This is a genomic window from Rhizobium sp. Root1212 (genome assembly GCF_001424985.1).
In the GTDB taxonomy this organism is placed as follows: domain Bacteria; phylum Pseudomonadota; class Alphaproteobacteria; order Rhizobiales; family Rhizobiaceae; genus Pararhizobium.
Map to the genome: position 1 here is coordinate 12,620 of NZ_LMDA01000003.1, position 26,986 is coordinate 39,605.

General features: G+C 62.1%; 25 protein-coding genes. 4 read left to right on the top strand and 21 right to left on the bottom strand.

Annotation, left to right across the window (positions count from 1 at the left end; genetic code table 11):
* Positions 1–97 precede the first annotated feature (97 nt).
* The 4 genes from ASC86_RS07730 to cysG are packed head-to-tail and all read right to left on the bottom strand — an operon-like array spanning position 98 to position 4,079.
* The gene (locus tag ASC86_RS07730; protein ID WP_056318780.1) at positions 98–595 is read right to left on the bottom strand and encodes a DUF934 domain-containing protein; all 498 of its coding nucleotides are present in this window, start codon (positions 593–595) and stop codon (positions 98–100) included.
* A gap of 17 nt (positions 596–612) precedes the next feature.
* On the bottom strand, positions 613–2,286 hold the full coding sequence (locus tag ASC86_RS07735) for a nitrite/sulfite reductase (protein WP_056318782.1): 1,674 nt from the start codon (positions 2,284–2,286) through the stop codon (positions 613–615).
* 13 nt (positions 2,287–2,299) lie between these two features.
* The gene (locus ASC86_RS07740) at positions 2,300–2,614 is read right to left on the bottom strand and encodes a DUF2849 domain-containing protein (RefSeq protein ID WP_056318786.1); all 315 of its coding nucleotides are present in this window, start codon (positions 2,612–2,614) and stop codon (positions 2,300–2,302) included.
* A gap of 1 nt (position 2,615) precedes the next feature.
* Positions 2,616–4,079, bottom strand: a complete 1,464-nt coding sequence (gene cysG, locus ASC86_RS07745) for a siroheme synthase CysG (protein ID WP_056318789.1) — start codon at positions 4,077–4,079, stop codon at positions 2,616–2,618.
* Between the two features lie 223 nt (positions 4,080–4,302).
* On the opposite strand from cysG, the gene ASC86_RS07750 reads away from it, so the two are divergent.
* A complete protein-coding gene (locus ASC86_RS07750) occupies positions 4,303–4,899 on the top strand; it encodes a nucleoside deaminase (protein WP_056318791.1) in 597 nt (198 codons plus the stop codon).
* A 4-nt stretch (positions 4,900–4,903) separates the two neighbouring features.
* Positions 4,904–5,737, top strand: coding sequence for a nucleoside triphosphate pyrophosphohydrolase (mazG, locus tag ASC86_RS07755; protein WP_056318794.1), 834 nt, complete (start codon positions 4,904–4,906; stop codon positions 5,735–5,737).
* 165 nt (positions 5,738–5,902) lie between these two features.
* Here mazG and hflX read toward each other — a convergent pair whose 3' ends face one another.
* The 8 genes from hflX to dusB form a co-directional block, all read right to left on the bottom strand.
* The gene (hflX, locus tag ASC86_RS07760; protein WP_056318798.1) at positions 5,903–7,231 is read right to left on the bottom strand and encodes a GTPase HflX; all 1,329 of its coding nucleotides are present in this window, start codon (positions 7,229–7,231) and stop codon (positions 5,903–5,905) included.
* A gap of 76 nt (positions 7,232–7,307) precedes the next feature.
* Entirely contained in the window at positions 7,308–7,550 is a 243-nt protein-coding gene (gene hfq, locus ASC86_RS07765) for an RNA chaperone Hfq (RefSeq protein WP_018325164.1), read from the bottom strand.
* A 111-nt stretch (positions 7,551–7,661) separates the two neighbouring features.
* Positions 7,662–8,525, bottom strand: coding sequence for a D-amino-acid transaminase (locus ASC86_RS07770; RefSeq protein ID WP_056318802.1), 864 nt, complete (start codon positions 8,523–8,525; stop codon positions 7,662–7,664).
* A gap of 22 nt (positions 8,526–8,547) precedes the next feature.
* Positions 8,548–9,912, bottom strand: coding sequence for a sigma-54 dependent transcriptional regulator (locus ASC86_RS07775; protein WP_056318805.1), 1,365 nt, complete (start codon positions 9,910–9,912; stop codon positions 8,548–8,550).
* Complete coding sequence (locus tag ASC86_RS07780; RefSeq protein WP_056318808.1) at positions 9,902–12,175, bottom strand: PAS domain-containing sensor histidine kinase; 2,274 nt, start codon at positions 12,173–12,175, stop codon at positions 9,902–9,904. The genes ASC86_RS07775 and ASC86_RS07780 overlap by 11 nt, the downstream gene beginning before the upstream one ends.
* 165 nt (positions 12,176–12,340) lie before the next feature.
* Positions 12,341–13,795: a nitrogen regulation protein NR(I) gene (gene ntrC / locus ASC86_RS07785; protein WP_056318811.1), complete on the bottom strand. Its 1,455-nt coding sequence runs from the start codon at positions 13,793–13,795 to the stop codon at positions 12,341–12,343.
* Positions 13,792–14,934, bottom strand: a complete 1,143-nt coding sequence (locus ASC86_RS07790) for a nitrogen regulation protein NR(II) (RefSeq protein WP_056318814.1) — start codon at positions 14,932–14,934, stop codon at positions 13,792–13,794. Before ASC86_RS07790 ends, ntrC begins: the two co-directional genes overlap by 4 nt.
* Positions 14,931–15,950 (bottom strand): tRNA dihydrouridine synthase DusB, encoded by a 1,020-nt coding sequence (gene dusB, locus ASC86_RS07795; protein WP_056318817.1) that lies wholly within the window; start codon positions 15,948–15,950, stop codon positions 14,931–14,933. Before dusB ends, ASC86_RS07790 begins: the two co-directional genes overlap by 4 nt.
* Positions 15,951–16,134: 184 nt before the next feature.
* Here dusB and ASC86_RS07800 point away from each other — a divergent pair, with 184 nt between their 5' ends.
* Together ASC86_RS07800 and ASC86_RS07805 are read left to right on the top strand one after the other, a co-directional pair.
* Positions 16,135–17,349, top strand: coding sequence for a bifunctional 2-C-methyl-D-erythritol 4-phosphate cytidylyltransferase/2-C-methyl-D-erythritol 2,4-cyclodiphosphate synthase (locus ASC86_RS07800; protein ID WP_056318820.1), 1,215 nt, complete (start codon positions 16,135–16,137; stop codon positions 17,347–17,349).
* Complete coding sequence (locus tag ASC86_RS07805; protein ID WP_056318823.1) at positions 17,346–17,843, top strand: CinA family protein; 498 nt, start codon at positions 17,346–17,348, stop codon at positions 17,841–17,843. Before ASC86_RS07800 ends, ASC86_RS07805 begins: the two co-directional genes overlap by 4 nt.
* On the opposite strand, the gene ASC86_RS07810 is transcribed toward ASC86_RS07805, so the two are convergent.
* The 9 genes from ASC86_RS07810 to pdhA form a co-directional block, all read right to left on the bottom strand.
* Positions 17,844–18,674, bottom strand: coding sequence for a hypothetical protein (locus ASC86_RS07810; RefSeq protein WP_056318826.1), 831 nt, complete (start codon positions 18,672–18,674; stop codon positions 17,844–17,846).
* Positions 18,675–18,744: 70 nt separating this feature from the next.
* Complete coding sequence (locus tag ASC86_RS07815) at positions 18,745–19,197, bottom strand: type II toxin-antitoxin system RatA family toxin (RefSeq protein ID WP_056318830.1); 453 nt, start codon at positions 19,195–19,197, stop codon at positions 18,745–18,747.
* A 9-nt stretch (positions 19,198–19,206) separates the two neighbouring features.
* On the bottom strand, positions 19,207–19,779 hold the full coding sequence (locus ASC86_RS07820; RefSeq protein ID WP_056318832.1) for an AAA family ATPase: 573 nt from the start codon (positions 19,777–19,779) through the stop codon (positions 19,207–19,209).
* A gap of 68 nt (positions 19,780–19,847) precedes the next feature.
* On the bottom strand, positions 19,848–20,822 hold the full coding sequence (lipA, locus tag ASC86_RS07825) for a lipoyl synthase (RefSeq protein ID WP_056318836.1): 975 nt from the start codon (positions 20,820–20,822) through the stop codon (positions 19,848–19,850).
* A gap of 81 nt (positions 20,823–20,903) precedes the next feature.
* Positions 20,904–22,349 (bottom strand): dihydrolipoyl dehydrogenase, encoded by a 1,446-nt coding sequence (gene lpdA, locus ASC86_RS07830; RefSeq protein ID WP_056318839.1) that lies wholly within the window; start codon positions 22,347–22,349, stop codon positions 20,904–20,906.
* A 53-nt stretch (positions 22,350–22,402) separates the two neighbouring features.
* A complete protein-coding gene (locus ASC86_RS07835; RefSeq protein WP_056318841.1) occupies positions 22,403–23,044 on the bottom strand; it encodes an SGNH/GDSL hydrolase family protein in 642 nt (213 codons plus the stop codon).
* Between the two features lie 83 nt (positions 23,045–23,127).
* Positions 23,128–24,468, bottom strand: coding sequence for a pyruvate dehydrogenase complex dihydrolipoamide acetyltransferase (locus ASC86_RS07840; protein ID WP_056318846.1), 1,341 nt, complete (start codon positions 24,466–24,468; stop codon positions 23,128–23,130).
* Positions 24,469–24,483: 15 nt separating this feature from the next.
* Positions 24,484–25,857 carry a pyruvate dehydrogenase complex E1 component subunit beta gene (locus tag ASC86_RS07845; protein ID WP_056318853.1) on the bottom strand — a complete coding sequence of 458 codons (1,374 nt, stop codon included), beginning with the start codon at positions 25,855–25,857 and terminating at the stop codon, positions 24,484–24,486.
* 21 nt (positions 25,858–25,878) lie between these two features.
* Positions 25,879–26,922, bottom strand: coding sequence for a pyruvate dehydrogenase (acetyl-transferring) E1 component subunit alpha (gene pdhA / locus ASC86_RS07850; protein WP_056318857.1), 1,044 nt, complete (start codon positions 26,920–26,922; stop codon positions 25,879–25,881).
* Positions 26,923–26,986 lie beyond the last annotated feature (64 nt).

The window sequence follows — 26,986 nt, forward strand, 5'->3', positions numbered from 1 at the left end:
TATCTGCGGATATTCCAAACCGACCGGGAATGGAAGCAATTCCATTCCCATTATAGCGGATTTTCGGGAATTCCGGCATGCTTCAGACTGTCGCGGGTTACGAAACCCGACGCCAGCTATAGGACTTCGCATCCGTCGAAGGACGCGCGGTCGGCTGGTAGTGGTTATCGATGCCCGGCAGGCGTCCTTCGGAGAGCCTGCGGATCGCCGTAGCATTGGTGACGGCAAAGCTATCGATACCACAGCGCAGCATCAGCGGCACCTGGTCGATCAGCACATCTCCGACGGCGCGGATTTCCTTGCCGAAGCCAAGGCGCGAACGCAAGAGCGAAGCATGGCTGAAGGCACGGCCATCATTGAAGGCGGGGAAGGCGACCGCAACCAGCGAAATCTGGTCGAGGAACGGCTGCAGGCGCAAAACGTCGTCGGCCGGATTGATCAATACGCCGAGGCCCGTTTCACCGGCTTGCGCCTTTTCCAGGAAGGCATCGAGGCCGAGGATCGCCTTTTCGTTGGAGCCGGCCTGAGTTTCCTCCGTTTCGACCACCCAAGGGTCGTCGGTCACGAAGCCGGTTTCCTTCCAGATTTTCGTCATCGTCTTGTCCTTGCCTCTCAGGCGGCTTGCTGGGCGCTGTCGCCGTAGAGCGCAGTCTTGAAGGGTTGCGGGCCGACGCGGCGATAGGCGTCGAGGAATTTTTCACCGGCATCGAGGCGCAGGCCAAGATAGGTGTCGACGATCGTCTCGATCGCGTCCGTCACCTTCTCCGGCTCAAAGCCGCGACCGATGATTTCGCCGATCGAGGTGTTCTCGTCGCCGGAGCCGCCGAGCGTGATCTGGTAGAGTTCGGCACCCTTCTTTTCCACACCCAGCAGGCCGATATGGCCGACATGGTGATGGCCGCAAGCATTGATGCAGCCGGAAATCTTGATCTTCAGCTCGCCGATCTCGGCCTGACGGCCCGGATCGCCGAAGCGGGTGGAGATTTCCTGCGCGACCGGAATGGAGCGCGCATTGGCAAGGGCACAGTAGTCCAAGCCGGGACAGGCAATGATATCGGTGATCAACCCGGCATTGGCGGTTGCAAGGCCGATGGCGACGAGGCCGCGGTAGACGGCTTCGAGATCGGCAAGCGCCACATGCGGGAAGATGACGTTCTGCTCATGGCTGATGCGGATTTCGTCGAAGGCATATTCCGCGGCGAGATCGGCGATCGCATCCATCTGGACGTCGCTCGCATCGCCCGGAATGCCGCCGATCGGCTTCAGCGAGATTGTCACCATGCCGTAGTCGGGGTTCTTATGCGGCTGCACATTCTGCTGCACCCAGCGGGCGAAATCCGGATCAGCCTTCTTCCAGGCGGCCAGATTGGCCCAGCCTTCGGCACGCTCGGCGAGAGCCGGCGGCTGGAAATAGGCGGAGATTGCCTGAACGTCGGCTTCCGGCAGCTTCAGCTCGGTGTCCTTGAGTTCAAGGAATTCCTGTTCCACCTGACGGGAAAGCTCTTCGACACCGGTTTCGTGCACGAGAATCTTGATGCGAGCCTTGTACTTGTTGTCGCGGCGGCCGTGCAGATTGTACACGCGCATGATGGCGGTGGTGTAGGAGAGCAGGCCCGCTTCCGGCAGGAAATCTCGGATCTTCTTGGCGATCATCGGGGTGCGCCCCTGCCCGCCGCCGACATAAACGGCAAAACCGATCTCGCCGGCCTCGTTCTTCTTCAGATGCAGGCCGATATCGTGAACCTGAATGGCAGCGCGGTCGCGCTCCGCGCCGGTCACGGCGATCTTGAACTTGCGCGGCAGGAACGAGAATTCCGGGTGGACCGAAGACCACTGGCGCAGGATTTCCGCATAGGGGCGCGGATCGGCGACTTCATCGGCGGCGGCACCGGCAAAATGGTCGGCCGTGACATTGCGAATGCAATTGCCCGAGGTCTGCAGCGCGTGCATCTCGACGGTTGCCAGCTCGGCCAGGATATCCGGCGTATCGGACAGGCGCGGCCAGTTGAACTGGATGTTCTGGCGCGTGGTGAAATGGCCGTAGCCGCGGTCATACTTGCGGGCGATATGGGCGAGCATGCGCATCTGGCGGCTGTTCAGAGTGCCATAGGGAATGGCAACGCGCAGCATATAGGCGTGAAGCTGCAGATAGACGCCGTTCATCAGGCGCAGCGGCTTGAAGGCATCCTCGGCCAGTTCGCCGGAAAGGCGGCGCGTAACCTGATCGCGGAACTGCTCGACGCGCCCGGAGACGAAGCCATGGTCGAATTCATCGTAACGATACATGCTGGTTCTTTCCTCAGGCAGCCTGGACCGGGCCGTTCAGGCCCTTATAGCCGGTTGCGTAATCGATAGTCGGGCCTTCGGCGCGAATACGCTCGCGAAGACGAAGCGGCCGCAGCACGCCATCGACTTCCTCGATATCGATGACATTGACGTCAACGACCTTGTTGTCGGCGAAGGCCGTCTTGCCGGTCGCCTCCAGCGCGGAAACGGCCTCGGCATGGCGGGCGACGAAGGCATCCTGCAGCGATTCCACCCAGTTTCCGGCGGCGTCGAGCCAGACGGAAATCCCGTCCGAAAGGCGATTTGCGGTCAAGACCTTGTCTGCCATGTCAGTTCCTTGCTTCGCTTTCCATGTGGTGCAAACGAGGGGTCGCCTCGCCCGCATGTCCGATCGTCTTGCCGCGAACCAGCGGTTCGGAGCGCTCGAAATTCGCACCGGCAACGGCATCACCGATGATGACCATCACCGGGCCAGTAAGTTCGTCGCGGTGCTCCAGGTCCGGCAGGTCGCTGAGCGTGCCATGCAGGAGGCGGCGATCGGCGCGGCTGGCATTCTCGATCACGGCAACCGTGGTTTCCGCAGGCAGGCCGGCCTCCATCAGACGCCCGGCAACCGAGGCTGCCACGCTCCGTCCCATATAAACCGAAATCGTCGCGCCGGAAATCGCAAGCCTTACCCAGTCCGGCAAAACATCGCCGGCAAGATCATGGCCGGTGGTGAAGATCAGCGAGGAGGAAACGCCGCGCAGCGTCAGCGGCAGCTCGAAATCCGCAGCCGCGGCAAAAGCGGAGGTGATACCGGGCACGATCTCGTAGGATACACCGGCCTCACGCAGAGCCGCCATTTCTTCGCCCGCGCGACCGAAAACGAGCGGATCGCCGGATTTCAACCGCACGACGCGCTTGCCTTCGCGGCCGAGGCGAACGAGCAGTTGGTTGATGTCTTCCTGAGACTTCGAATGACAGCCCTTGCGCTTGCCGACGGAGATACGCTCGGCATCGCGGCGGCCCATATCGACGATCGCCTGCGGCACCAGCGCGTCATAAACGAGCACATCCGCCTGCATCATCACGCGCTGGGCGCGCAGCGTCAGCAGGTCTTCGGCACCGGGACCGGCGCCGACGAGCCAGATGTGACCCGCCACCTTTTCCATGGACTGCAGCAGCTTCGTCGCCTCACGGCGCGCTTCGACGTCCTTGCCGAGTGCGACCTGATCGGCGACGGCGCCGGAGAAGAAACGGTGCCAGAAGACCCGGCGCGCAATACCATGCGGTAGAAGGCGTTCCACCGTGCTGCGATAGGCCTGCGCCAATGTGGCCACACGACCGAGCGACGGCGAAAGCAGCTGATCGATCTGAGCGCGGATCATCTGGGCGAGCACCGGCCCTGCCCCTTCCGTGCCGATCGCCACGGCAACCGGCGCACGATTGACGAGGGCCGGCGTCAGGAAATCGCAATAGTCGGGCTGATCGACGGCATTGGCCGGGATTTTTCGCTCGCGGGCAGCGGTGACGATCAGACGATCCTGTGCGGCATCACCGGTCGCGGCAAAGACGAGGGTCGCGCCTTCGACCTGTTCTGGCACGAAGGCGGCACGCACGGTCTCGATGGCTTTCGAGGAAAGAAAGGCTGCGAAATCCGCTTCCGGCGCATCGGCGTAAGCGACGATGCGGGCCTGCGTGTTCAGCAGCAGCCGGACCTTGGCATAGGCCTCGTCGCCATTGCCGAACACCGCCACGCATTTCTGCGCAACGCGGAAGAAGGCCGGAAAAACGGTCAGCTGTTCGTGCATCGGTCTGGAAACGATCCTGTTTCAGGTCTGCGGAATATCTCTTTTCGCTGCAATAAATTGAAGAAACAGAAATTCCTCTCTTTCTGCAGCTGCGTATTGTTTTACCCGACATTCTCCCGAATTGAGCAAATCTCTCCGGGAGGATGCCAGGCCCCACCCCTCAGGCCTGTTGCCTCGCCGGGCGGATATCCCTTAAATGCCGCCAATACCAGAGGAGTCTTCCATGTCCCAAGCCGATCCGGCCGATCTTGCCGCCCGCCTGCTCTCCGTTCTCGAGCATGACATCCTGCCGCTCACGGAAAAGGGCGTTGCGGCCGGAAACAAGGTGTTCGGCGCTGCGATCCTGCGCAAATCCGACCTGTCGCTGGTTCTTGCCGAAACCAACAACGAGACGGAAAACCCGCTCTGGCACGGCGAAGTGCACACGCTGAAGCGTTTCTACGAGCGCTCTGAAAAACCGGATACGAAGGACCTGATCTTCCTCTCCACCCACGAGCCCTGTTCCATGTGCCTTTCGGCCATCACCTGGGCCGGTTTCGACAATTTCTACTATTTCTTCAGCCACGAGGATTCGCGCGACGCGTTTGCCATCCCGCACGACCTGCGCATCCTGAAGGAAGTCTTCAAGCTGGAGCCGGGCGGCTATGCCCGCAACAACGCCTTCTGGCGCTCCGCCAAGATCGGCGATCTCGTCGAGGCGGCAGAGCCCGCCCTCAAGGCCGAGCTGAAGGAGCAGGATGCTCGCATCCGCGCGCGATACGATGTGCTGTCGGAGACCTATCAGTCGGGCAAGTCCGGCAACGACATTCCGCTGAACTGACGTCATGCAGCCCTCCCGCGACATCAGCCGCCTGATCGAAATCATGGAAGCCCTGCGCCAGCCGGAAACCGGCTGCCCCTGGGACATCGTCCAGACCTTCGAGACCATCAAGCCCTATACGATCGAGGAGGCCTATGAGGTGGCCGATGCGATCGAGCGCAACGACATGGGCGATCTCTGCGACGAGCTGGGCGACCTGCTACTGCAGGTGGTTTTTCACGCCCGCATGGCGGAGGAGCAGGGTGATTTTGCCTTCGGCGATGTCGTCGAGGCGGTCACTCGAAAGATGATCCGCCGTCATCCGCATGTCTTCGCCCGCTCCGATGCCGACACGCCGGAAGCCGTGAAGCTGCAATGGGATGCGATCAAGACCGCGGAAAAAGCCGAGCGTCGCGCCCGGCGGGCAAAACACGACCTGCCGGAAGACCCCGATGCCGGCTATCTCGGTTCCGTGCAACGCAGCTTCCCGGCGCTGGTAGAGGCGCTGAAACTGCAGGAGCGCGCCGCCAAGGTGGGCTTCGACTGGTCGGAACCGGAGCCGATCCTCGACAAGATCGAAGAGGAAGTGGCCGAGCTGCGGGAGGCGCTGAGGAGCGGCAACAAGGCCAAGGTTTCCGACGAACTCGGCGATCTGATCTTCGCCGTCGTCAACATCGGCCGTCATGTCGGCGTCGAGCCGGAAATGGCCTTGCGCGGCACCAACACCAAATTCCGTCGCCGTTTTCACCATATCGAAACGGAATTGTCAGCTGCAGGCGAGAGCCTGGAAGAAGCAAGCCTCGATCGGATGGAAGATTTGTGGCAACAGGCGAAGGCGATCGAGCGGCAGTTGGGATAGAAAAAATTCTTATTAGACGCCGGAAATCTCCGCCCACTCCGTCATACTCGGCCTTGTGCCGAGTATCTGCAGGATCTCCGCATGTTCGGAGAGATTGAAAGATCCTCGGCACAAGGCCGAGGATGACGCGAAGAACCGGGCGGGACTTGTTGGCGCCCTGCCCGCTTACCAGTCGTCCACCTGCGGCTTCGGCCCATTGCCGAGACGGCGGTCGAGTTCGACCGATTCGGCCGCGGTCAGGCGCAGGTCGAGACTGACGGAACCGTCTTCCATATCCTCGCGCCCATCGACGATGGTGTGCTCGTAAATCCACGGCAGAAGCTGCAGCTTGTCCGTTGCCAGAACCACGGTGCATTCCGTCATCACGCCGGAAAGCCGGGTGTTGATCTCGCCAAGCAGTTTATCGACGCCCTCGCCGGTAAAGGCGGACACGGCGACCGTATTTTTGCTCGTTGCCGCCTTCTGCACGAGAGCTTCGCGGGCTTCCGGCTCCAGCAGGTCGATCTTGTTCCAGACCTCGATGATCCGGGTTGCGCCTTCCTTCTCGTCGATGCCGAGATCGGCAAGGATGCGCAGGACGTCGCTCGCTTGTGCAGGGTTGTCCGGGTCGGACAGGTCGCGCACATGCAGGACCAGATCGGCTTCCAGCACCTCTTCCAGCGTCGCCCGGAAGGCGGCGACCAGATGGGTCGGCAGGTCGGAGATAAAACCAACCGTATCGGAAAGGATGACCGTGCGGCCGGCCGGCAGCTTCATGCGGCGCAGCGTCGGATCGAGCGTCGCAAACAGCATGTCTTCGGCCAGCACACCGGCACCGGTGATGCGGTTGAACAGTGTCGATTTGCCGGCATTGGTATAGCCGACCAGCGCCACGATCGGGTGCGGCACTTTCTTGCGCTTGGCGCGGTGCAACTGGCGGGTGCGGCGCACCTGCTCCAGCTCCCTTTCCAGCCGCAGGATCTTTTCCTGCAGCAGGCGTCGGTCGGCTTCGATCTGGGTTTCGCCGGGACCGCCGAGGAAGCCCGCGCCGCCGCGCTGGCGTTCAAGGTGAGTCCAGCTGCGCACCAGCCGGCCTTTCTGGTAGTTCAGATGCGCGAGCTCGACCTGCAGCGTGCCTTCCTTGGTGGAGGCGCGGCGGCCGAAGATTTCGAGGATGAGACCCGTCCGGTCGATGACCTTGGCGTTCCATTCCTTTTCAAGGTTGCGCTGCTGCACCGGCGTCAACGGGTGATCGACGATGACGAGACCGGCATTGTGCTCGCTGAGCAGATGGCCGATTTCCTCGATCTTGCCGGTGCCGAGCAGCGTGCCGGGCTTCGGCTGGGCAATGGGCACGATCAGCCCCTGCACCACGGTCAGATCGATGGCGAGCGCGAGGCCAATCGCCTCTTCGAGCCGGCTTTCGTCGGAGCGCGTGGTGGTCGGGGCGACGATATCGGCAGCAGCCTGCCGCCCGGCCTTCTTCAGAACCGGGACGATGACGAGGGCGCGCATATCATCGCGAAGCTTTTCCAGCTCAGGGATGATAGACGACGATTTGGTATCACGTTTGGTAATGTCAGGTGTCCTGTCAGGAAGCGGATTCTTCGCTCTCGAACATCTGCATGGGCTGCCCCGGCATGATTGTCGAGATGGCGTGCTTGTACACCAGCTGCGAATGACCGTCACGGCGCAAAAGCACACAGAAATTGTCAAAAGACGTGACGACGCCCGTCAGTTTCACACCGTTGATAAGAAAAATCGTCAGAGAGATTTTCTGCTTGCGGACGGTATTGAGAAAAAGGTCCTGCAGGTTTTGAGAACGTTCCGCCATGGCGCCGCTTCTTTCTTATTTGCCGGTTCCGATTTAACCGGTTGATTATACGATTTTAATGTCCCGAATACCGCCAGCTATGGAGTTTTCGGCATCTCCCCGGATTTGGTATCAAATCAAAGTCTTCTCCGCAACGTCGAAAAAGGCTTCGCGGATTTTCTGCGCCGTGCTGCCGGGATGGCCGTTGGCGATGGTGTGACCGTCAACCGCCACCACAGGGAAGCAAATGCTGGTCGCGGCGGTGATGAACACTTCACGAGCGGCGAGCATCTCTTCAACGGTGAAGGCTCGCTCCTCGATTTCAAGCCCAATTTTGGTTGCGACATCCTGCAAGGTCGTGCGGGTGATGCCGCGCAGAATCCCGTGATCGGCCGGGCGGGTGCGTAGCGCGCCATCCTTGTCGACGATCCAGACATTGGTGGCGGCCCCTTCCGTCACCCTGCTATCGGCATCGATGAAGATCGCCTCCTGTGCGCCCGCTTCCTTCGCCTGCTGCCGCGCCAACACATTGGGCAGAAGGCCGACCGTCTTGATATCGACCCGGTCCCAGCGATTTTCCGGCACTGTGATGGCGCGGATGCCGTCGACATTCTTGCGGGCGATCAACGAGGCATCGGTGCGCTTTGCCGTCACCACAACCGTTGGCTTGGTATCCGGAGCCGGAAACACGTGATCGCGCCGTGCCGCACCGCGCGTGACCTGCAGATAGAACAGGCCGTTCTTCACGTGATTGCGCCGGACCACCTGGCGGATGATCGTGACCAGCGCCTTGCGCGACATCGGCGGGGCGATGCGGATTTCCGACAGCGACCGGTCGAGACGATCGAGATGCCGGGTCAGGTCGACGATATAGCCATGCCGGATTTCGCAGACTTCATAGACGCCATCGGCGAGCTGAAAGCCGCGGTCTTCGATGGAAACCCCGGCCTCCGCTGTGCGCAGGTAAGCGCCGTTCACATAGGCAATTCTCGTCATGCCCGCTCCTCGGGGTTCAATATCAGACACCGAGGGACTTCAGCTTGCGGTGCAGCGCCGAGCGCTCCATGCCGACAAACTCCGCCGTGCGGGAAATGTTGCCGCCGAAGCGATTGATCTGGGCGATCAGATAGTCGCGTTCGAACATTTCGCGCGCTTCGCGCAGCGGCAACGTCATGATGTGCTGGTCGCCCTGGGCGGAAATCTTCGGCAGGCTGTCGCCCACCTCGGTCGGCAGCATATCGGCGGAGATCGGCGTATCCGGCCCATCGGTTCGCGCCAGAATCATGAGGCGCTCGATGTTGTTGCGTAATTGGCGGATGTTGCCCGGCCAGTCATGGGCCTGCAGCACGGCCAGCGCATCGTCGCCGATCTTGCGGGCGCGGATACCGGCCTGCTCGCTGATCTGGCGCATGAACATATCGACGAGGAAAGGAATATCTTCCCGCCGCTCGGCAAGCGCCGGCACCCGCACGGGAATGACGGCGAGGCGATGATAAAGATCTTCGCGGAAGGCGCCTTCTGCAATCTGGCTTTCAAGATTGTAGGCGGTCGAGGAGATGATACGGACATCGACCTTCACGCGCTTCGAACCACCGACACGCTCGAACTGCTGATCGACCAGCACGCGCAGGATCTTGTTCTGGGTTTCGCGCGGCATTTCGCCGACTTCGTCGAGATAGAGCATGCCGCCATGGGCTTCTTCGAGCGCCCCGGTCTTGCGCGGCTGGCCGGCAGTACCTTCGGTGCCGAAGAGGGCGATTTCCATGCGCTCCGGCGTGATCGCCGCTGCGTTCAGCGCGACGAACGGCCCGCCCGCCCGCGCCGACTTGCGGTGGATCATGCGCGCCACCAGTTCCTTGCCGGAGCCGGAAGGGCCGTGGATCATGATGCGGCTGTTCGTCGGAGCGACCTTCTCGATGTTCTGGCGCAATTGCGAGACCGCAACGGAGGTGCCAATCAGCTCAACGGGATCGCCGGAGCGCTTCTTCAGCTCGGACACCTCGCGCTTGAGCTTCGATGTTTCCAGCGCCCGCTCGGCGATCAAGATCAATCGATCGGCCTTGAACGGCTTTTCGATGAAATCATAGGCACCGCGACGGATCGCCGAAACGGCGGTCTCGATATTGCCGTGGCCGGAAATCATCACCACCGGCAGGTCGGGATGGCGGCTCTTGATTTCGTCGAGCAGCGCAAGGCCATCAAGCTTGCTGCCCTGCATCCAGATATCGAGGAAAACCAGGCGCGGCAGGCGATCGCTGATTGCGGCAAGCGCGCTGTCGCTGTCGAACGCCGTGCGGGTTTCATGCCCCTCGTCCGACAGGATGCCGGAGACGATTTCGCGGATATCCTCCTCGTCATCAACTACAAGAATGTCAGCCGCCATGAGAATAGTCCTTGTCCTGTGTCACGTCCGCACGGCTCGCAACCGGAGCGGGCGGGAGAATAATCCTGATCATCGCGCCATTGCCGCCGTCGAAATCCGCCGGCGCATCATGCAGCTCCAGCTGGCCGCCGTGGTCCTCGATGATCTTCTTCACGATGGCGAGGCCGAGCCCAGTGCCCTTCTCGCGCATCGTCATGTAGGGCTCGAGAATGCGGTGGCGATTCTCGATCGGCAGCCCCTTGCCGTTGTCGATGACGTCGATGACGTATTGGCCGTTCGCCTCGTTGCGCCGCGAGCGCACCATCACCTTCAGCTCGCCGCGCACGGCGTCGGTCGGCAAGGCCTCGATCGCCTCGACGGCGTTCTTGATGATGTTGCCGAAGGCCTGGCCCAGCATGCGGCTGTCGAACAGCCCTTCAAGCGGCTCGTCGCCGAAATCTCTGATGAAGGTGACATGGGTGTTGCCCATTTCGCGCAAGAAGACGGCGTCGGTCAGCACCGCGCGCAGGTCGCCCTTCTCCTTTGTTGGCTTCGGCATGCGGGCAAAAGCCGAGAACTCATCCACCATGCGGCCGATATCCTCGACCTGGCGCACGATCGTATCGGTGCACTGATCGAAAACCTTGCGATCGTCTTCGGCGATCTGGCGGCCGTAGCGGCGCTTCAAGCGCTCGGCGGAAAGCTGGATCGGCGTCAGCGGGTTCTTGATCTCATGGGCGATGCGGCGGGCGACATCCGCCCAGGCGGTGGAGCGCTGCGCGATGACAAGATCGGTGATATCATCGATGGTGATGACATAGGCTTCCTGCGCATCGGTCGTCTCCTCGCGGGTCACCTGCACGTTGAGCGTTCGCTCGACGCCGCCGCGCATGATGTTGACCTGCTTGCGGTAGTCGTTGCGATTGCGGATCGCCGCTTCGTCCAGAACCGCCTCGATCTCCGGTGCCACGTCGCCCAGCTTCGCGCCGACGAGCTCGAGTGGATGATGGGAGAGAAAATGCTCCGAGGACGGATTGGCGATGGTGATGCGCCGGTCGTTCTCGACGCCGATCACGGCCGCGGTCACGCCGGAAAGCACCGCCTCGATGAAGCGGCGGCGATGATCCATCTCGTCGCGGGCTTCGAGGATTTCGCCCTGCTGGCTGCGGATTTCGGCAATCATCTTGTTGAAGGTGCGCGAAAGGCTGCCGACATCGCCATCGACAGCGTGCACCGGCACGACGACATTGAGATTACCCGATGCAACGCTGTCGGCCGCGCCGATCAGAAGGCGGATCGGCCGCACGATGCGGTCGGCAACTGCAATCGCTGTCCAGATCGCCGCAAGCAGCACGATCAGCGCAAAGCCGAGATAGAGCACGCCGAACGCCACCTGCAGCGAGGTGCGGCCGGCTTCGAGATTGCGGTATTCGGCCGCGTTCTCCTCCATCAGCCGCATGGAGGCCATGACCTTCGGATCGACGGTGCGCACCGTATAGAGGAAAGCGCCTTCGATATTGTCGATCGGGATCACCGCGCCGACGAGATTGGTCACGCCCGGCGGAATGAGCGTCGGCTGGCCGGCGACGGAGCTTGCCAGCGCATCCTTCGGGATCGCCGGCAGCGGCCGGTCGGTCGGGATATTGGCGGACAGGATCGCAGAGCCATCGGCGCGCACCAGAAAGGCGCCGAGCATGCCGCGCCCGCGCGCCTGCCGCGTCATCAGTTCGATGAAACCGGTGCGGTCGAGGCTGTAGAGCTGACGGTTGCGCTCGAGGTCGTTGGCCATGGAAACGGTCTGGCCCTGAAGATAGCTCGCGTTTTCGAGCACATAGGCCTGGGCGACGTCCATGGAGGAGCGGACGATGGACTGGGTGCGCATCGAAAACCAGCGATCGAGGCCGACATCGAGCGTGATCGAGGCGAAGATCGCCACGAGAATGGCCGGCGTGATGGCCACGATCGAAAACAGGGCGACGATGCGGATGTGCAGGCGGGCGGCGGCGCGGCCTCGGCTTCGTGCCTTCAGGAGCCGCATGATTTCGCGGCCGATCAGCGCCATCAGGCCGATAACGAAGACCGCATTGATAGCGGCCGAACCGATGACGACAGGCGTTTCCGGGGCAATGGGCGTCAGGCCCAGGAGAATCAGCAGCGAGATGATGGCGCAGAGAAGCGCGCCGGTCGCCAGCAACAGGCCAGGCAAGGCAAAGGATGCGCGCCGGTCCGTACCGTGGAGAGCACCCTCCTCGCTCGCAAGTGGCAGTGTCAGCCTGTCGGCCATATGCAATGCTTCCCCCGACCCGGCGCGGCCTCCGAAGAAACTCCGCCGGTCGTTTTCACGCTTCTGTCTAGAAATGACCGCTCACGTCAGGCCTGTCACAGCGACCTGACCTATGCCGTCTAAGCAACGTAATGTGGCGAAAATGCAACGGTTGCTGCAGCCAAGTCAAGCGCCGCGTGAGCTGCGGTACACCGAGACGCCAAGTTCTCGGATTTTCTTGCGCAACGTGTTGCGGTTGAGGCCGAGCAGATCGGCCGCCTTGATCTGATTACCCCGCGTTGCGGTGAGTGCGGCGAGAATCAGTGGATATTCCATCTCGGCCAGAACACGGTCGTAGAGGCCCGGCGGCGGCAGGCCATCGCCGAAGCCGGAGAAATACTGCCGCATGTTTTCCTCGACGGCCTGCGAGATCGTCATGGAGCCGGTGCGACCCGCCGCCTTCTCGATGGGGCTGTCGGGAATATCCGAGCGCAGCTCGTTTTCGATGATCTCGCGGGTGATCACATCCTGCGGATAAAGCGCCGTCAGGCGGCGCACCACGTTTTCCAGCTCGCGAACGTTGCCGGGCCATGGGTGCGCCTTCATCAGTTCCAGCGCTTCCTGATCGAAACGCTTGACGTCGAGGCCTTCCTTTTCCGCCTGCTGGACGAAGTGACGGACGAGATCGGGGATATCCTCGGCGCGGTCGCGCAACGGCGGCAGGCGCAGCGGCACGACGTTCAGGCGATAATACAGGTCTTCGCGGAAAAGCCCCTGATTGATCGACTGTTTCAGGTCCTTGTTGGTTGCAGCGACGATGCGGACATCCGAGCGGATCGGCGTGCGGCCGCCGACGGTCGTATACTCGCCCTGCTGCAGCACACGCAGCAGGCGTGTCTGGGCATCCATAGGCATGTCGCCGATTTCATCTAGGAACAGCGTACCGCCTTCCGCCTGCTCGAAACGGCCGGTGGAACGGGTCTGGGCACCGGTGAAGGCGCCTTTCTCATGGCCGAAGAGTTCCGATTCGATGAGATCGCGGGGAATGGCGGCCATGTTGATGGCGACGAAGGGGCCGTTGCGGCGCTTGCCATAGTCATGCAGGGCGCGCGCCACCAACTCTTTGCCGGTGCCGGATTCGCCGGTAATCATCAGCGTCAGATCGGTCTGCATCAGGCGGGCTAAAACGCGGTAGATTTCCTGCATCGCCGCCGAGCGGCCGACGAGCGGCATGCCGTCCTGCGTGTCGTCGTCGAGCTTGGCGGGCTTGCGCTTCGGCTCGGCCAAGGCACGGCCGATGATGGCGATCAGTTCGGTGAGGTCGAAGGGCTTCGGCAGATAATCGTAAGCGCCCTTCTCCGAGGCCTTGATGGCGGTCATGAAGGTGTTCTGGGCGCTCATGACCAGCACCGGAAGGTCCGGCCGTGCCTTCTTGATACGCGGCAGAAGGTCGAAGGCGTTTTCATCCGGCATGACGACGTCGGTGACGACGAGATCGCCATCGCCGGCGGAAATCCAGCGCCAGAGCGTCGCGGCATTGGAGGTGATGCGGACATCGTAGCCGGCGCGGCTAAGCGCCTGATTGAGCACGGTGCGGATCGCGGCGTCGTCGTCGGCGACGAGGATGGTGGCGCCAGTCATCGGGATAATCCTTTAGTGCTCACGGGGCTTGCGTCCTCCGCCGAATTTCCCTTGGAGGCCGGCATCAGGACACGGAAGGTGGTGCGGTGGGCCTGGCTGTCGCATTCGACGATGCCGCCATGGCCGCCGATGATCTTTGCGACCAGCGCAAGGCCGAGGCCCGAACCGTTTGTCTTGGTGGTGATGAAGGGGTCGAACAGATGCTCCACGAGATCGGCCGGCACGCCGGGGCCGTTGTCTTGAACGCAGAATTCGAGCGGCAGCGAAATCTTCTCCCGCGTGCCGGCAACCGAAAGCCGGATGCCCGGCCTGTAGGCCGTCGTCAGCACGATCTCGCCTTCCGGCCGGTTGCCCACTGCCTCGGCGGCGTTCTTTACCAGATTGAGGAAGACCTGCACCAGTTGATCGCGGTTTGCATAGACCGGCGGCAGCGAGGGGTCGTAATTTTCGGTGATGCGGATGCCACGGGCAAAACCGGCCTTGGCGACCGCCTTCACATGGTCGAGCACCGAATGGATGTTGACCGGCTGGCGATCGACGGGACGCTCATCGGAAAAGACCTCCATGCGATCGACCAGCGAGACGATCCTGTCCGTCTCGTCGCAGATCAGCCGCGTCAGCGCGCGATCCTCATCGCCAACGGAGGTTTCGAGCAACTGGGCGGCGCCGCGAATGCCGGAAAGCGGGTTCTTGATCTCATGGGCCAACATCGACGCCAACCCCGTCACCGAGCGGGCAGCGGCGCGGTGGGTAAGCTGGCGGTCGATCTTGTCGGCCATCGACCGTTCCTGAAAGACGACGACGACCGAGCCGGGCTCCGACAGAACCGGCGCGACATAGAGATCGACCAGCTTGTCGACCCCAAGGCGCGGAGAACTCAGATCGACGCGGTATTCGTTGACCGCCGCGCGGCGCTCGCGCACCTGCTCGATCAACGTCAGCAACGGGCTGCCGAAGGGAATGAAATTGCTGATATCGTGTTTTGCCAGATGGTTGGCGCTGGCGCCGAAAAAGGCTTCAGCCTCCCAGTTGGCAAAGGCGACATGGCCTTGCCCGTTGACGAGGATGACCGGGTTTTGGATGGCGTTGAGCACTGCCATCGACAGGCTGCCAGCCTGTGCTTCGGTTTCCGCGCTCATGCTGCCAGTTCCGTTTCCGGCACCCAGGCGACGATCGCCGCCGTCACTTTCGAGAGCACGGCTCCCGGCTCAGTCGATGTCATGATGTCAGCTTTGTCCTTGCCCTGAATGCCCGGCGCGAAGCGATCGAGGTACCAGCCGACATGTTTGCGTGCATGGCGAAGGCCGGCTTCGATGCCGTAGAATTCCAGCATCATCGAATAGTGCTCGGCAAAGATATCGGCGATCTCGGTGGCCTCGGGATGCTTGATCGCACCGGCCAGAACGCCCGGATGCCACGGACGCCCCTGCGTCGAGCGGCCGACCATCACCGCATCCGCGCCGGAGCGGCAGAGGATTTCGCGGGCATCGTCCGCCGTCGCCACATCGCCATTGGCGATGAGCGGCACCGAGACGGCATCGCGCACGGCGCGGATCGCGTCCCAATCGGCGCGGCCGTTGTAAAACTGCATGCGCGTGCGGCCATGGATGGTGATCATCCGCACGCCGGCTTCTTCCGCCCGCTGCGCGATCTCCGGCGCATTGATGGAGTTTTCGTCCCAGCCCAGCCGCATCTTCAAGGTGACGGGCACGGAAACGGCCTTCACCGTCGCTTCGATCAGCGTCAGCGCGTGGTCGGGGTCGCGCATCAGCGCCGAGCCGGAATAGCCACCAGTTACCTTCTTTGCCGGGCAGCCCATGTTGATGTCGATGATATCGGCGCCATTGTAGGCGGCAATGCGCGCGGCCTCGGCCATCCAGTGGGCCTCGCGGCCGGCAAGCTGCACCATGTGCGGAGTGATGCCCGCACCCTTCAGCCGCGCCCAGCTTTCCGTGGCATTGCCGACAAGTTCGCGGCTCGCAACCATTTCCGTGACGACAAGGCCGGCACCAAAACGCCAGGCAAGCTGCCGGAACGGCAGGTCCGTCACGCCCGACATCGGCGCAAGCACGATGCGGTTTCGGAAGGTGACGCCCTCGACCGCAAACGGGGATGACAGAGCCGGCACTGGCAAATGGCTATCTTTCGGGCACATGAGAACTTTGCACTATTTTTAGACATCGTTCGTGGGCTTGCCAAGTCTTTTCCGCAGGCCCGTCCAAATTTTCATCCACAACTGGCAAAGGCAGCATGTTCACGGTACATCACGGGGCCAGCCTGATCGCGGAGGGCGCCTCATAGCCCAAATGCGACGGGAATCACAGGACGCTTTTTGGAAGATGCAGACAAGAGAAGACATTTCCTGCGGTATCGTCGTCGTCGCGGCCGGCCGGGGCGAGAGGGCCGGATCGCCGGAGGAAGGCCCGAAGCAGTATCGCCTGATCGGCGGACGGCCGGTTATCTGCCACACGCTTGACGCTTTTGCGACATGGGCTGTGGAGACCGGCCAGAAGCCGGTTTTCGTCGTCGTCATTCACCCGGATGACGAGATGCTGTTCGAAAAGGCACGCCTCTCCCTCTCAGGTAATCTCGACCTGATCGTCGTTCATGGCGGCGCAACACGGCAGATGTCCGTGCTCGCCGGCCTTGAGGCGCTGGCGGCCCGAGCGCCGAGCCATGTGATGATCCAGGATGCGGCACGTCCCTTCGTCGACAGTGCCCTTCTCATCCGCTGCCAGGATGCGCTTATCGCCGGCCATGAAGCCGTTCTGCCGGCAGTCGCCGTCGCCGATACCCTGAAGCGGGCGGACAGCACCGGCCATGTGAGCGAGACGGTTCCGCGCGCCGGGCTTTTTGGCGCGCAGACGCCGCAATGCTTCCGCTTCGATGCCATTCTTGCCGCCCATGAGAAAGCGGCCCTCTCCGGCCGTTCCGATTTCACCGACGACGCCTCGATTGCCGAATGGGCCGGCATGCCGGTGACACTGGTCGAGGGGTCGCCGGACAATTTCAAATTGACGACCAAACGGGATATCGCCATGGCCGACCAGATTCTTTCCACCCTCCCCGACATCCGCACCGGCAATGGTTATGACGTACACCAGCTGGTGGAGGGCGATGGCGTGACGCTCTGCGGCATCTTCATTCCCCACGACCAGAAACTGCTCGGCCATTCGGATGCCGACGTGGCGCTGCACGCGCTGACGGACGCCCTGCTCGCCACCTGCGGCGCCGGCGATATCGGCGATCATTTTCCGCCGTCCGATCCGCAATGGAAGGGCGCGCCTTCCCGCATCTTCCTTGAACATGCGGCAAAGATCGTGCGCGAACGCGGTGGCGTAATCATGAATGCCGATATCTCGCTGATTGCAGAAGCCCCGAAGGTCGGGCCGCATCGCGACCGAATGCGCGCCAACCTTTCCGAGATGCTCGGCATCAGCCTCGACCGCTGCTCGGTGAAGGCGACGACCAACGAGAAAATCGGTTTCATCGGCAGGCGGGAAGGCATCGCCGCCATCGCCACCGCAACCGTAGCCTTCAGAGGGCAAGCATGAGCATTTGGCCGCAAGATATTGAGGAAAAAGCCTATTCCCTCATCCACGATTTCACCGCGCGGGGCCTGATGGTCGCAACCGCGGAATCATGCACCGGCGGAATGATCGCGGGCGCGCTGACGGAAATCCCCGGCTCATCCTCGGTCATCGATCGCGGCTTCGTCACCTATTCCAACGAGGCGAAGATGCAGATGATTGGCGTCTCCTCGGAAACGCTGGCCGCCCATGGCGCTGTCTCGCGGGAAACGGCGATCGAAATGGCAAAGGGTGCGCTTGACGGCTCCAGCGCCGACGTCAGCATCGCCGTGACGGGCGTTGCCGGACCGGGCGGTGGGTCGGTGGAAAAACCTGTCGGCCTCGTGCATCTCGCCGCTGCCCGGCGCGATGGCCAGATGTTTCATCGGAAGATGCGCTACGGCGATATCGGTCGTCAGGGCGTACGGCTTGCGACGCTGCGCACCGCGCTGGAAATGCTGGTGGAAGCCGGTCGCTGATCACTTTGCTCCCGGCGGGCATATCTGGAAAGCGTTCATCGCCTGCTCGTCCGGTGCGCCGGAAGGCTGCTCCTCCCAGAAGGCGCTGCCATCGGCAAGAAACGTATCGGCCATGTATTTATCCGAGCCCTCACGCTGGTTCCGGGCCTTTTCCGCATAGTCCGGCGCACGGCGCTTTGCCTCAAGGCAATGCGTAAAATCCGGCGTGTAATTTCCCCGGATCAGGTAGTCGATATAGAAATCGCCGCTGCTCAACGCCTCGCCGGAGGCGATATGCTCGACCCGTGCCGCTTGCCTGTCCGCAAGGTCGATATCGAGCGTTTCGATATACACGCGCTTTCCCCATTCCGGGCCGGGCGGCTGAAGATCGTTCCTCTCGGTCACATAGAAATGGTTGATGAGATCGACGCCCTCGAGATTGGAGGCCAGCGTTCCCATCGGCGAAAACCGGACGATCAACTCGTCCGGGCCGAACATCTTCGCAAGCGGCCCGACCTGCATCGATTTCTGCGTGATGTTTTGCGTTTTGCCGATCGCAGCAAAGGATGGCTCCGGGGCGTAGCTGTAGTGCCGGTTTACCAGCGCCAGCATGGCGGCAATGCGGGTCGGGAAGACATCCTTATCGACGAACTCCGGTTCTGTCGGCAAACCCGTTTCGCGCGAATGCACCCTGATCTTTAGCGTCGGAGAAAGCCAATAGCTTCCGGCAACCGGCTTTCCATCAGCGTCGAGAAGCAGGACGTAGTGCCCCGCCTTGCGTATCGCGACATCAGCCGCCTGCGCCGCAAGCGGCATGCAGGCAACAGCGAGGAAGGCAAGAGCGCGTATCATCATTTCCAGATGACGCACCGATGAAGCGGAATATTCAAGTGTCCTTGAAAAAATATCGCGAAAATACGCTTCAGACGGAAGCGTAGATCGTATCGGCGCGCTTTTCGAAGGCTTCGGTGAACATGCGGAAGGCGCGATCGAACATCGAGCCCATCAGGGCGCCGAGGATGCGGCTCTTGAACTCGTAATCGATGAAGAAATTCACGTTCGACCCGCCCTCTTCCCTCGTCTCGAAGCGCCAGCGGTTATCGAGATACTTGAAGGGGCCGTCGATATATTTCACGTCGATCACCCGTTCCGCCTTATTGAGCAGGACCTGGGTGGTGAAGGTTTCGCGGATCGCCTTGTAGCCGACGGTCATGTCGGCGACCAGCAGCACCTTGCCGTCACGCTCCTTGCGGGAGCGGACCGTCAGGGCCTCGCAAAGCGGCAGGAATTCGGGATAGCGCTCCACATCGGCAACGAGATCGAACATCTGTTCGGCGGAATGCTGGACGGGGCGCGTGGTTTCGAATTGAGGCATGATCGGCAGTTAAGCGGGCGTATCGAGAAGATCAAGAAGGTCGCACATTTCGGCATGGCTTTTCAGCTGCAAAACCGGGACACCCGCTCCATATCGCTGCAGCTGCGACAGAATATGCGGCACGAAATGCTTCTCGAAATGCCAGATGTAAGAGAGGAACTCGCGATCTGGGATGCGCTCGACACAGCCGGGCGCCATGTCCGGTCGGGTTTTGCCGAGATAATGCAAGGCCCGCCGCGTTACCCCCAGCAAGCATCGCCAGCGAGGCAGCCGCACCCAGACCACCATCTGCGCCCGCGGTAGCCGGATATCGAAGCTCGACGAACCACTACCGTCCATCAGCCAGCGTTCTCGCGCCACACCTTCTGCGATCAGTGCCCTTTCTTCCGCTTTCTCGCGTTTCACCCAGCCGGGCAGCCAAAAGAAATCGCGATCCATGGAGATATAAGGGATACCAAGCCGGCCGCAGATCCCGCGCGACAACGTCGACTTGCCGCCGCCGGAGCAGCCGATGACCAGAATGCGCTCGGCCTGCTTCAGCACGCCAGCGGCCTCTTCGAGACTGTCGAGGTGTCGCGTCATATCACCTGCCCTTTGGAACGCAAAAAGCCGCAGCCCTGCGGCTGCGGCTCAGCTCTGTTTTTAAAAACTTACTCGGCGGCCGTCAGCAGCCTCTTTTCGCGGTTTGCCTTCAGGCGGGCGAAGTCATCGCCGGCATGGTGCGACGAGCGGGTGAGCGGGCTCGAAGCCACCATCAGGAAGCCCTTGGAATAGGCGACCGTCTCGTAGGACTTGAACTCTTCCGGCGTGACGAAGCGCTCGACCTTGTGATGCTTGCGGGTCGGCTGCAGGTACTGGCCGATGGTCATGAAATCGACGTCGGCTGTGCGCAGGTCGTCCATGAGCTGCAGCACTTCATTGCGCTCCTCGCCGAGGCCGACCATGATGCCGGACTTGGTGAACATGGTCGGGTCCAGTTCCTTCACCCGCTGCAGCAGGCGGATGGAGTGGAAATAGCGCGCGCCCGGACGGACCGTGAGATAATTGCCGGGAACCGTTTCCATGTTGTGGTTGAAAACGTCGGGCTTGGCGGCGACGACGCGCTCAAGCGCGCCGGGCTTCTTCAGGAAGTCGGGCGTCAGGATTTCGATGGTCGTCGTTGGCGATGCGGCGCGGATCGCCCAGATCACCTTCTCGAAATGCTCGGCGCCACCGTCAGCCAGATCGTCGCGGTCGACGGAGGTGATGACGACGTGGGAGAGGCCCATCTGCTTGACGGCCTTGGCGACGTTTTCCGGTTCGGCCATGTCGAGCGCATTCGGCTTGCCGGTCGCGACATTGCAGAAGGCACAGGCGCGGGTGCAGATTTCACCCATGATCATGAAGGTCGCGTGCTTCTTGTCCCAGCACTCGCCGATGTTCGGACACCCGGCTTCCTCACACACCGTCACCAGCTTGTGGGAGCGGACGAGTTCGCGGGTTTCCTGATAGCCCTTGGAGGTCGGCGCCTTGACGCGAATCCACTCCGGCTTGCGCAGCATCTCGGTGTCCGGCTTGTGGGCCTTTTCCGGGTGACGGACGCGCTTGGCATCGTCGTTATTGGTGCGGTCGAGAATGGTGACCATCTGCTTTCACTTTCTTCTGCGCCGGGCTGGGGGCCACAAAAACGAACGGCCCGCCTCAGATGGAGGCGAGCCGTAGCACAATCAAGCGTTCAGTGCACGCCCATAGGCATCGAGCACGCTTTCCTTCATCGTTTCGGAAATCGTCGGATGCGGGAAGATAGTGTGCATCAGGTCTTCTTCGGTCGTCTCCAGGTTCATGGCGACGACGAAGCCCTGGATCAGCTCGGTCACTTCAGCGCCGACCATGTGGGCGCCCAGCAGTTCGCCGGTCTTCTTGTCGAACACCGTCTTGACCAGACCCTGGTCTTCGCCGAGCGCGATCGCCTTGCCGTTGGCAACGAAGGGGAAGCGGCCGACGCGGACCTCGCGGCCTTCGGCCTCTGCCTTCGCTTCCGTCAGACCGACGGAGGCGACCTGCGGGTTGCAATAGGTGCAGCCCGGAATCTTCAGCTTGTCCATCGGGTGAACGTTCGGCAGGCCGGCGATCTTCTCGATGCAGATGACGGCTTCGTGCTCGGCCTTGTGGGCCAGCATCGGCGGGCCGGCGACGTCGCCGATGGCGTAGACGCCGGGAACGTTGGTCTTGCCGTAACCGTCGATGACGATGCAGCCGCGGTCGGTCTTCACGCCGAGGGTTTCAAGGCCGAGGTTCTCGATGTTGCCCTGGACGCCGACGGCGGAGATCATGCGGTCGGCCGTGATCTTCTCGATCGAGCCGTCCTTCTTCTCGACATGGGCGGTGACCGAATTGGCACCCTTTTCGACCTTGGCCACCTTGGCATCGAGCAGGATCTTCATGCCCTGCTTTTCGAACTGCTTCTTGGCGAGCGCGGAGATTTCGGCATCTTCCACCGGCATCACCTGGCTCATGACTTCGACGACGGTGACGTCGACGCCCATGGTGCGATAGAAGGAGGCGAACTCGATGCCGATGGCGCCCGAGCCCATGACCAGCAGCGACTTCGGCATTTCTTCCGGCTTCATCGCTTCGAAATAGGTCCAGATCAGCTTGCCGTCCGGCTCGATGCCCGGCAGGGCGCGCGGGCGGGCGCCGGTCGCGATGATGATGTGCTTGGCGGTGTAGGTGCCCTCGCCCTTGGCGTTCTTCGGCAGCGGCGCCTGCGGCTGCTGGGCCGGCTTCGTCGTCTTCGATACGACGATCTCGCCGGGCTTGGTGAGCTTGGCCTCGCCCCAGATGATATCGACCTTGTTCTTCTTGAACAGGAAGCCGACGCCGCCGTTCATGCGCTCGGCAATGCCGCGCGAGCGGGCGACGATCGCCTTCAAGTCCGGCTTGATCGTGCCTTCCAGCGTCAGTCCGTAGTTCTTCGCATGCTGGGCGCTATGCAGCACGTCGGCGGAGCGCAGCAGCGCCTTGGTCGGGATGCAGCCCCAGTTGGAGCAGATGCCGGCCAGATGCTCACGCTCCACGCAGGCGACCTTGAGGCCGAGCTGGGCGGCGCGGATGGCGGCGATATAGCCGCCGGGACCGGAACCGATGATGATGACGTCGTAATTCTCAGCCATGGTGTTTCCTGCCTTGTCCTTGCGCGAGTGCGGTGCCGCCTCGCGTCCTGTTCTCAAAGTCCGAGCATCATGCGGACGATCGGCTCCAGGCCGCGCCCGATGGCTCGTGTGTTTTCTGCATCGAGATGTATGCCGTCGAGCGGCGTGGTTTCCGCAACCGAACCCGCATCGAAGAAGCCGCAGCCCTTTTCGTCGGCCAGATCCGCATAGAGCGAAGCCAGCATCGCCGATTGCTCCAGCGTTCCGGCAAACATGGCGGCGAAGGCCTCGTTTGCCGTTTCGCAAATCGGCGGCGGCGCGACGACGAGGATTTCCGGGGTACTGTCCGCTTCGAACGACCAGGCGTGCTTGCGCACCAGTTCGATCAGCCTCTCCAGCCCCTGCACCGCGCCAAAAGCAGTGCCATGGATGAGCGGCTTCATGTCGTTGGTGCCAAGCAGCAGGATCACCAGATCGAGCGGATCGTGGCTGTGCAGGATCGTCGGCAGGATGCGCGCGCCGTTGCGGTCGCAATCGGCGAGATGGTCGTCATAGGCCGTGGTGCGGCCGTTCAGACCTTCCGCGACAACATGGACATCCGGCCCGAGGACCTTTGCCAGAACGCTCGGCCACCGATCCTGAAGCGCATGACGCCCTTGGGAGCCCGCATCGTAGCCCCAGGTCAGACTGTCGCCATAGCAGAGGATTGTTTTCATGCGGTGCCTCCTCGGGCTCCTCCCTTTTGTCGGAAGGAACTAGGGATCGGAAACCCTCCCCCGCGAGGGGGAGGGAAACGGGATCAGACCAGCATGCCCATCGGGTTTTCGATGTAGCGCTTGAAGGCGCCAAGCAGTTCGGCCCCGAGCGCGCCATCGACGGCGCGGTGGTCGGTGGACAGCGTGACGGTCATCACATTGGCAACGACCATTTGGCCCTTCTTGACCACGACGCGCTCCTCGCCTGCACCGACCGCCAGGATCGTCGCATGCGGCGGGTTGACGACGGCGGCAAAGTTCTTGACGCCCATCATGCCCATGTTGGAGACCGCGGTCGTGCCGCCCTGGTACTCTTCCGGCTTCAGCTTGCGTTCCTTTGCGCGCTTGCCGAGGTCCTTCATCTCGTTGGAGATGGCCGACAGGCTCTTCAGCTCGGCGCTGCGGATGATCGGCGTGATCAGGCCGCCGGGGATGGAGACGGCGACGCCGACATCCGCATGCTTGTGCTTGACCATGTTCGCCTCGGTCCAGGAGACATTGGCGTCCGGCACGTCGCGCAGCGCAAGCGCCATGGCCTTGATCACCATGTCGTTGACCGAGAGCTTGTAGACCGGCTTACCATCCTTCTCCGGCGCGGAACCGTTAAGCTGCGCACGCAGGGCAAGCAGGGCATCCAGCTCCACGTCGACGGAGACGTAGAAGTGCGGGATGGTCTGTTTGGATTCCTGCAGGCGCTTGGCAATAGTCTTGCGCATGCCGTCATGCGGCACGAGATCGTAGGAGCCGGCGGCGAAGTTCTTGAGAACCGCGTCGTCCGAAGCGCCCTTTGCCAGGGCCGGAGCCGGTGCAGCGGCGGCGGCCGGTGCGGCAGCCGCAGCCGGGGCCGCGGCAGGCTTTGCACCACCGCCGGCAACGGCGGTTTCCACGTCCTTCTTGACGACGCGGCCATGCGGGCCGGAGCCGGCAACAGCCGAGATGTCAATGCCGGCTTCCTTCGCGAGACGACGGGCGAGCGGCGAGGAGAAGGTGCGGCTGCCGCCAGATGCGGCCGGAGTGGCCGCTACAGGAGCCGGTGCAGCTTCAGACTTGGCAGCCGGAGCGGCTGCTTCCGCCTTCGGGGCTTCGGCCTTTGCGGCCGGAGCCGCACTGCCACCGCCTGCAGCGGCAGTTGCGACATCCTCGCCATCGGCGGCGAGGATCGCGATCAGGGCGTTGACCTTGACCGCCTCGGTGCCGGCCGGCACGACGATCTTGGCAACGGTGCCTTCGTCAACGGCTTCGACTTCCATCGTCGCCTTGTCGGTCTCGATCTCGGCGATCACGTCGCCGGGAGCGACCTTGTCGCCTTCCTTGACGAGCCACTTCGAAAGATTGCCCTCTTCCATGGTCGGGGAAAGGGCTGGCATGGTGATGTTGATCGGCATCTCTTCACCCTCCCTTTACTTGTAGCAGACGGCTTTGACCGCCTGGACGACTTCGCCGACATTCGGCAGGGCCAACTTTTCGAGGTTGGCGGCGTAGGGCATCGGGACGTCCTTGCCGGCGATCGTCAGGATCGGCGCATCGAGGTAATCGAAAGCCTGCTGCATGACGCGGGTGGCGATTTCGGTGCCGACCGACGACTGCGGATAACCTTCCTCGACGGTCACCAGACGGCCGGTCTTCTTCACCGATTCGATGACAGTCGGCAGGTCCATCGGACGGATGGTGCGCAGGTCGATCAGTTCGACGTCGATGCCTTCCTTCTCGAGTTCCGCAATCGCCTTGATGGCATAGGTCATGCCGATGCCGAACGAGACGACGGTCACGTCCTTGCCGGTGCGGTGGATACGTGCCTTGCCGATCGGCAGAACGAAATCGTCCATCTTCGGCACGTCGAAGGAGTGGCCGTAGAGGATTTCGTTTTCGAGGAAGATGATCGGGTTCGGATCGCGGATCGCCGCCTTCAGCAGGCCCTTGGCGTCGGCTGCCGTGTAGGGCATGACGACTTTGAGGCCGGGAATCTGGCTGTACCAGGCCGCATAATCCTGGCTGTGCTGGGCCGCAACGCGGGCAGCAGCGCCGTTCGGGCCGCGGAAGACGATCGGAGCCCCCATCTGGCCACCGGACATATAAAGCGTCTTGGCGGCGGAGTTGATGATCTGGTCGATCGCCTGCATGGCGAAGTTGAAGGTCATGAACTCGACGATCGGCTTCAGGCCAGCCATCGCAGCACCGACGCCGACGCCGGCAAAGCCGTGTTCGGTGATCGGGGTGTCGACGACGCGGCGGTCACCGAATTCCTGCAGCAGGCCTTGAGTGATCTTGTAAGCGCCTTGGTATTCGGCGACTTCCTCACCCATGACGAAAACGTCTTCGTCGCGGCGCATTTCTTCCGCCATCGCGTCGCGCAACGCTTCGCGCACGGTGGTCGAAACCATTTCGGTGCCGGCCGGAATATCCGGGTCGGAGGCGATGCTGGACTTAGGCTCGGCCGGGACCGGCGCAGCGGCAGGGGCCGGTGCTGCCGGCGCTTCAGCCGGGGCAGCGGCGGCAACAGGCTTGGCAGAGCCGATATCGGCTGCGCTTTCGCCGTCCTGCAGCAGCACGGCGATTGCCGTGTTGACCTTGACGTTTTCGGTGCCGGCGTCGATCAGGATCTTACCGATCGTGCCTTCATCCACGGCTTCCACTTCCATGGTCGCCTTGTCGGTTTCGATTTCGGCGATCACATCGCCCGAGGTGACCTTGTCACCTTCCTTTTTCAGCCACTTCGAGAGCGTGCCCTCTTCCATCGTCGGGGAAAGGGCCGGCATCAGAATTTCAATAGGCATGATGGTCTCCTCGCCCCAGGATCAAAGCAGAATGTCGGTATAAAGCTCGGATACATCCGGCTCCGGATCGGCCTGGGCGAAATCGGCGCTGTCGGCGACGATGTCACGGACGTCCTTGTCGATTGCCTTCAGCTCGTCCTCGGTCGCCCATCCGTTTTCAAGGATGCGCGCCTTCACCTGTTCGATCGGGTCGTGTTCCGACCGCATCTTCTGGACTTCGTCCTTCGAGCGATACTTGGCCGGGTCGGACATGGAGTGGCCGCGGTAGCGGTAGGTCTGCATCTCGAGGATGATCGGACCCTTGCCGGTGCGGCAATGGGCGACAGCCTCGTCGGCTGCGGCCTTCACGGCGCGAACGTCCATGCCGTCGACCTGCAGGCCGGGGATGCCGATCGCGGAACCGCGCTGCGAGAAATCGACGCCGGCCGAAGCGCGGGCAACCGCGGTGCCCATGGCGTAGCGATTGTTCTCGATGATGTAGATGACCGGCAGCTTCCAGAGCGCCGCCATGTTGAAGCTCTCGTAGACCTGGCCCTGGTTGGCGGCGCCGTCACCGAAATAGGCGAGCGAGACGTTGTCGTTGCCGCGATACTTGTTGGCAAAGGCAAGACCGGTTCCGAGCGAAACCTGGGCGCCGACGATGCCGTGGCCGCCGTAGAAATTCTTTTCCTTGGAGAACATGTGCATCGAGCCGCCCTTCCCCTTGGAAAGACCGCCGCGACGACCGGTGAGTTCGGCCATGACGCCGCGGGCGCTCATGCCGCAGGCCAGCATATGGCCGTGGTCGCGGTAACCGGTGATGACTTGGTCACCATCCTTCAGTGCCATCTGCATGCCGACGACGACAGCTTCCTGGCCGATGTAAAGGTGACAGAAACCACCGATGAAGCCCATGCCGTAAAGCTGGCCGGCCTTTTCTTCGAAACGGCGGATCAGCAGCATCTCGCGATAGGCCTTCAGATCGGTTTCCCGATCGAATTCGGCAATCGTTCCTTCAACGAAATCCTTGGTGGATTTTGCCGGCGTCTTACGGCCGGACGCGGACCCATTTTGTCGCGGAGCCATTCAATTCCTCCCTATGGTTTAGCCTCTTGATGCTCACCATAGGCAAAGAATGACCGGACAGCAA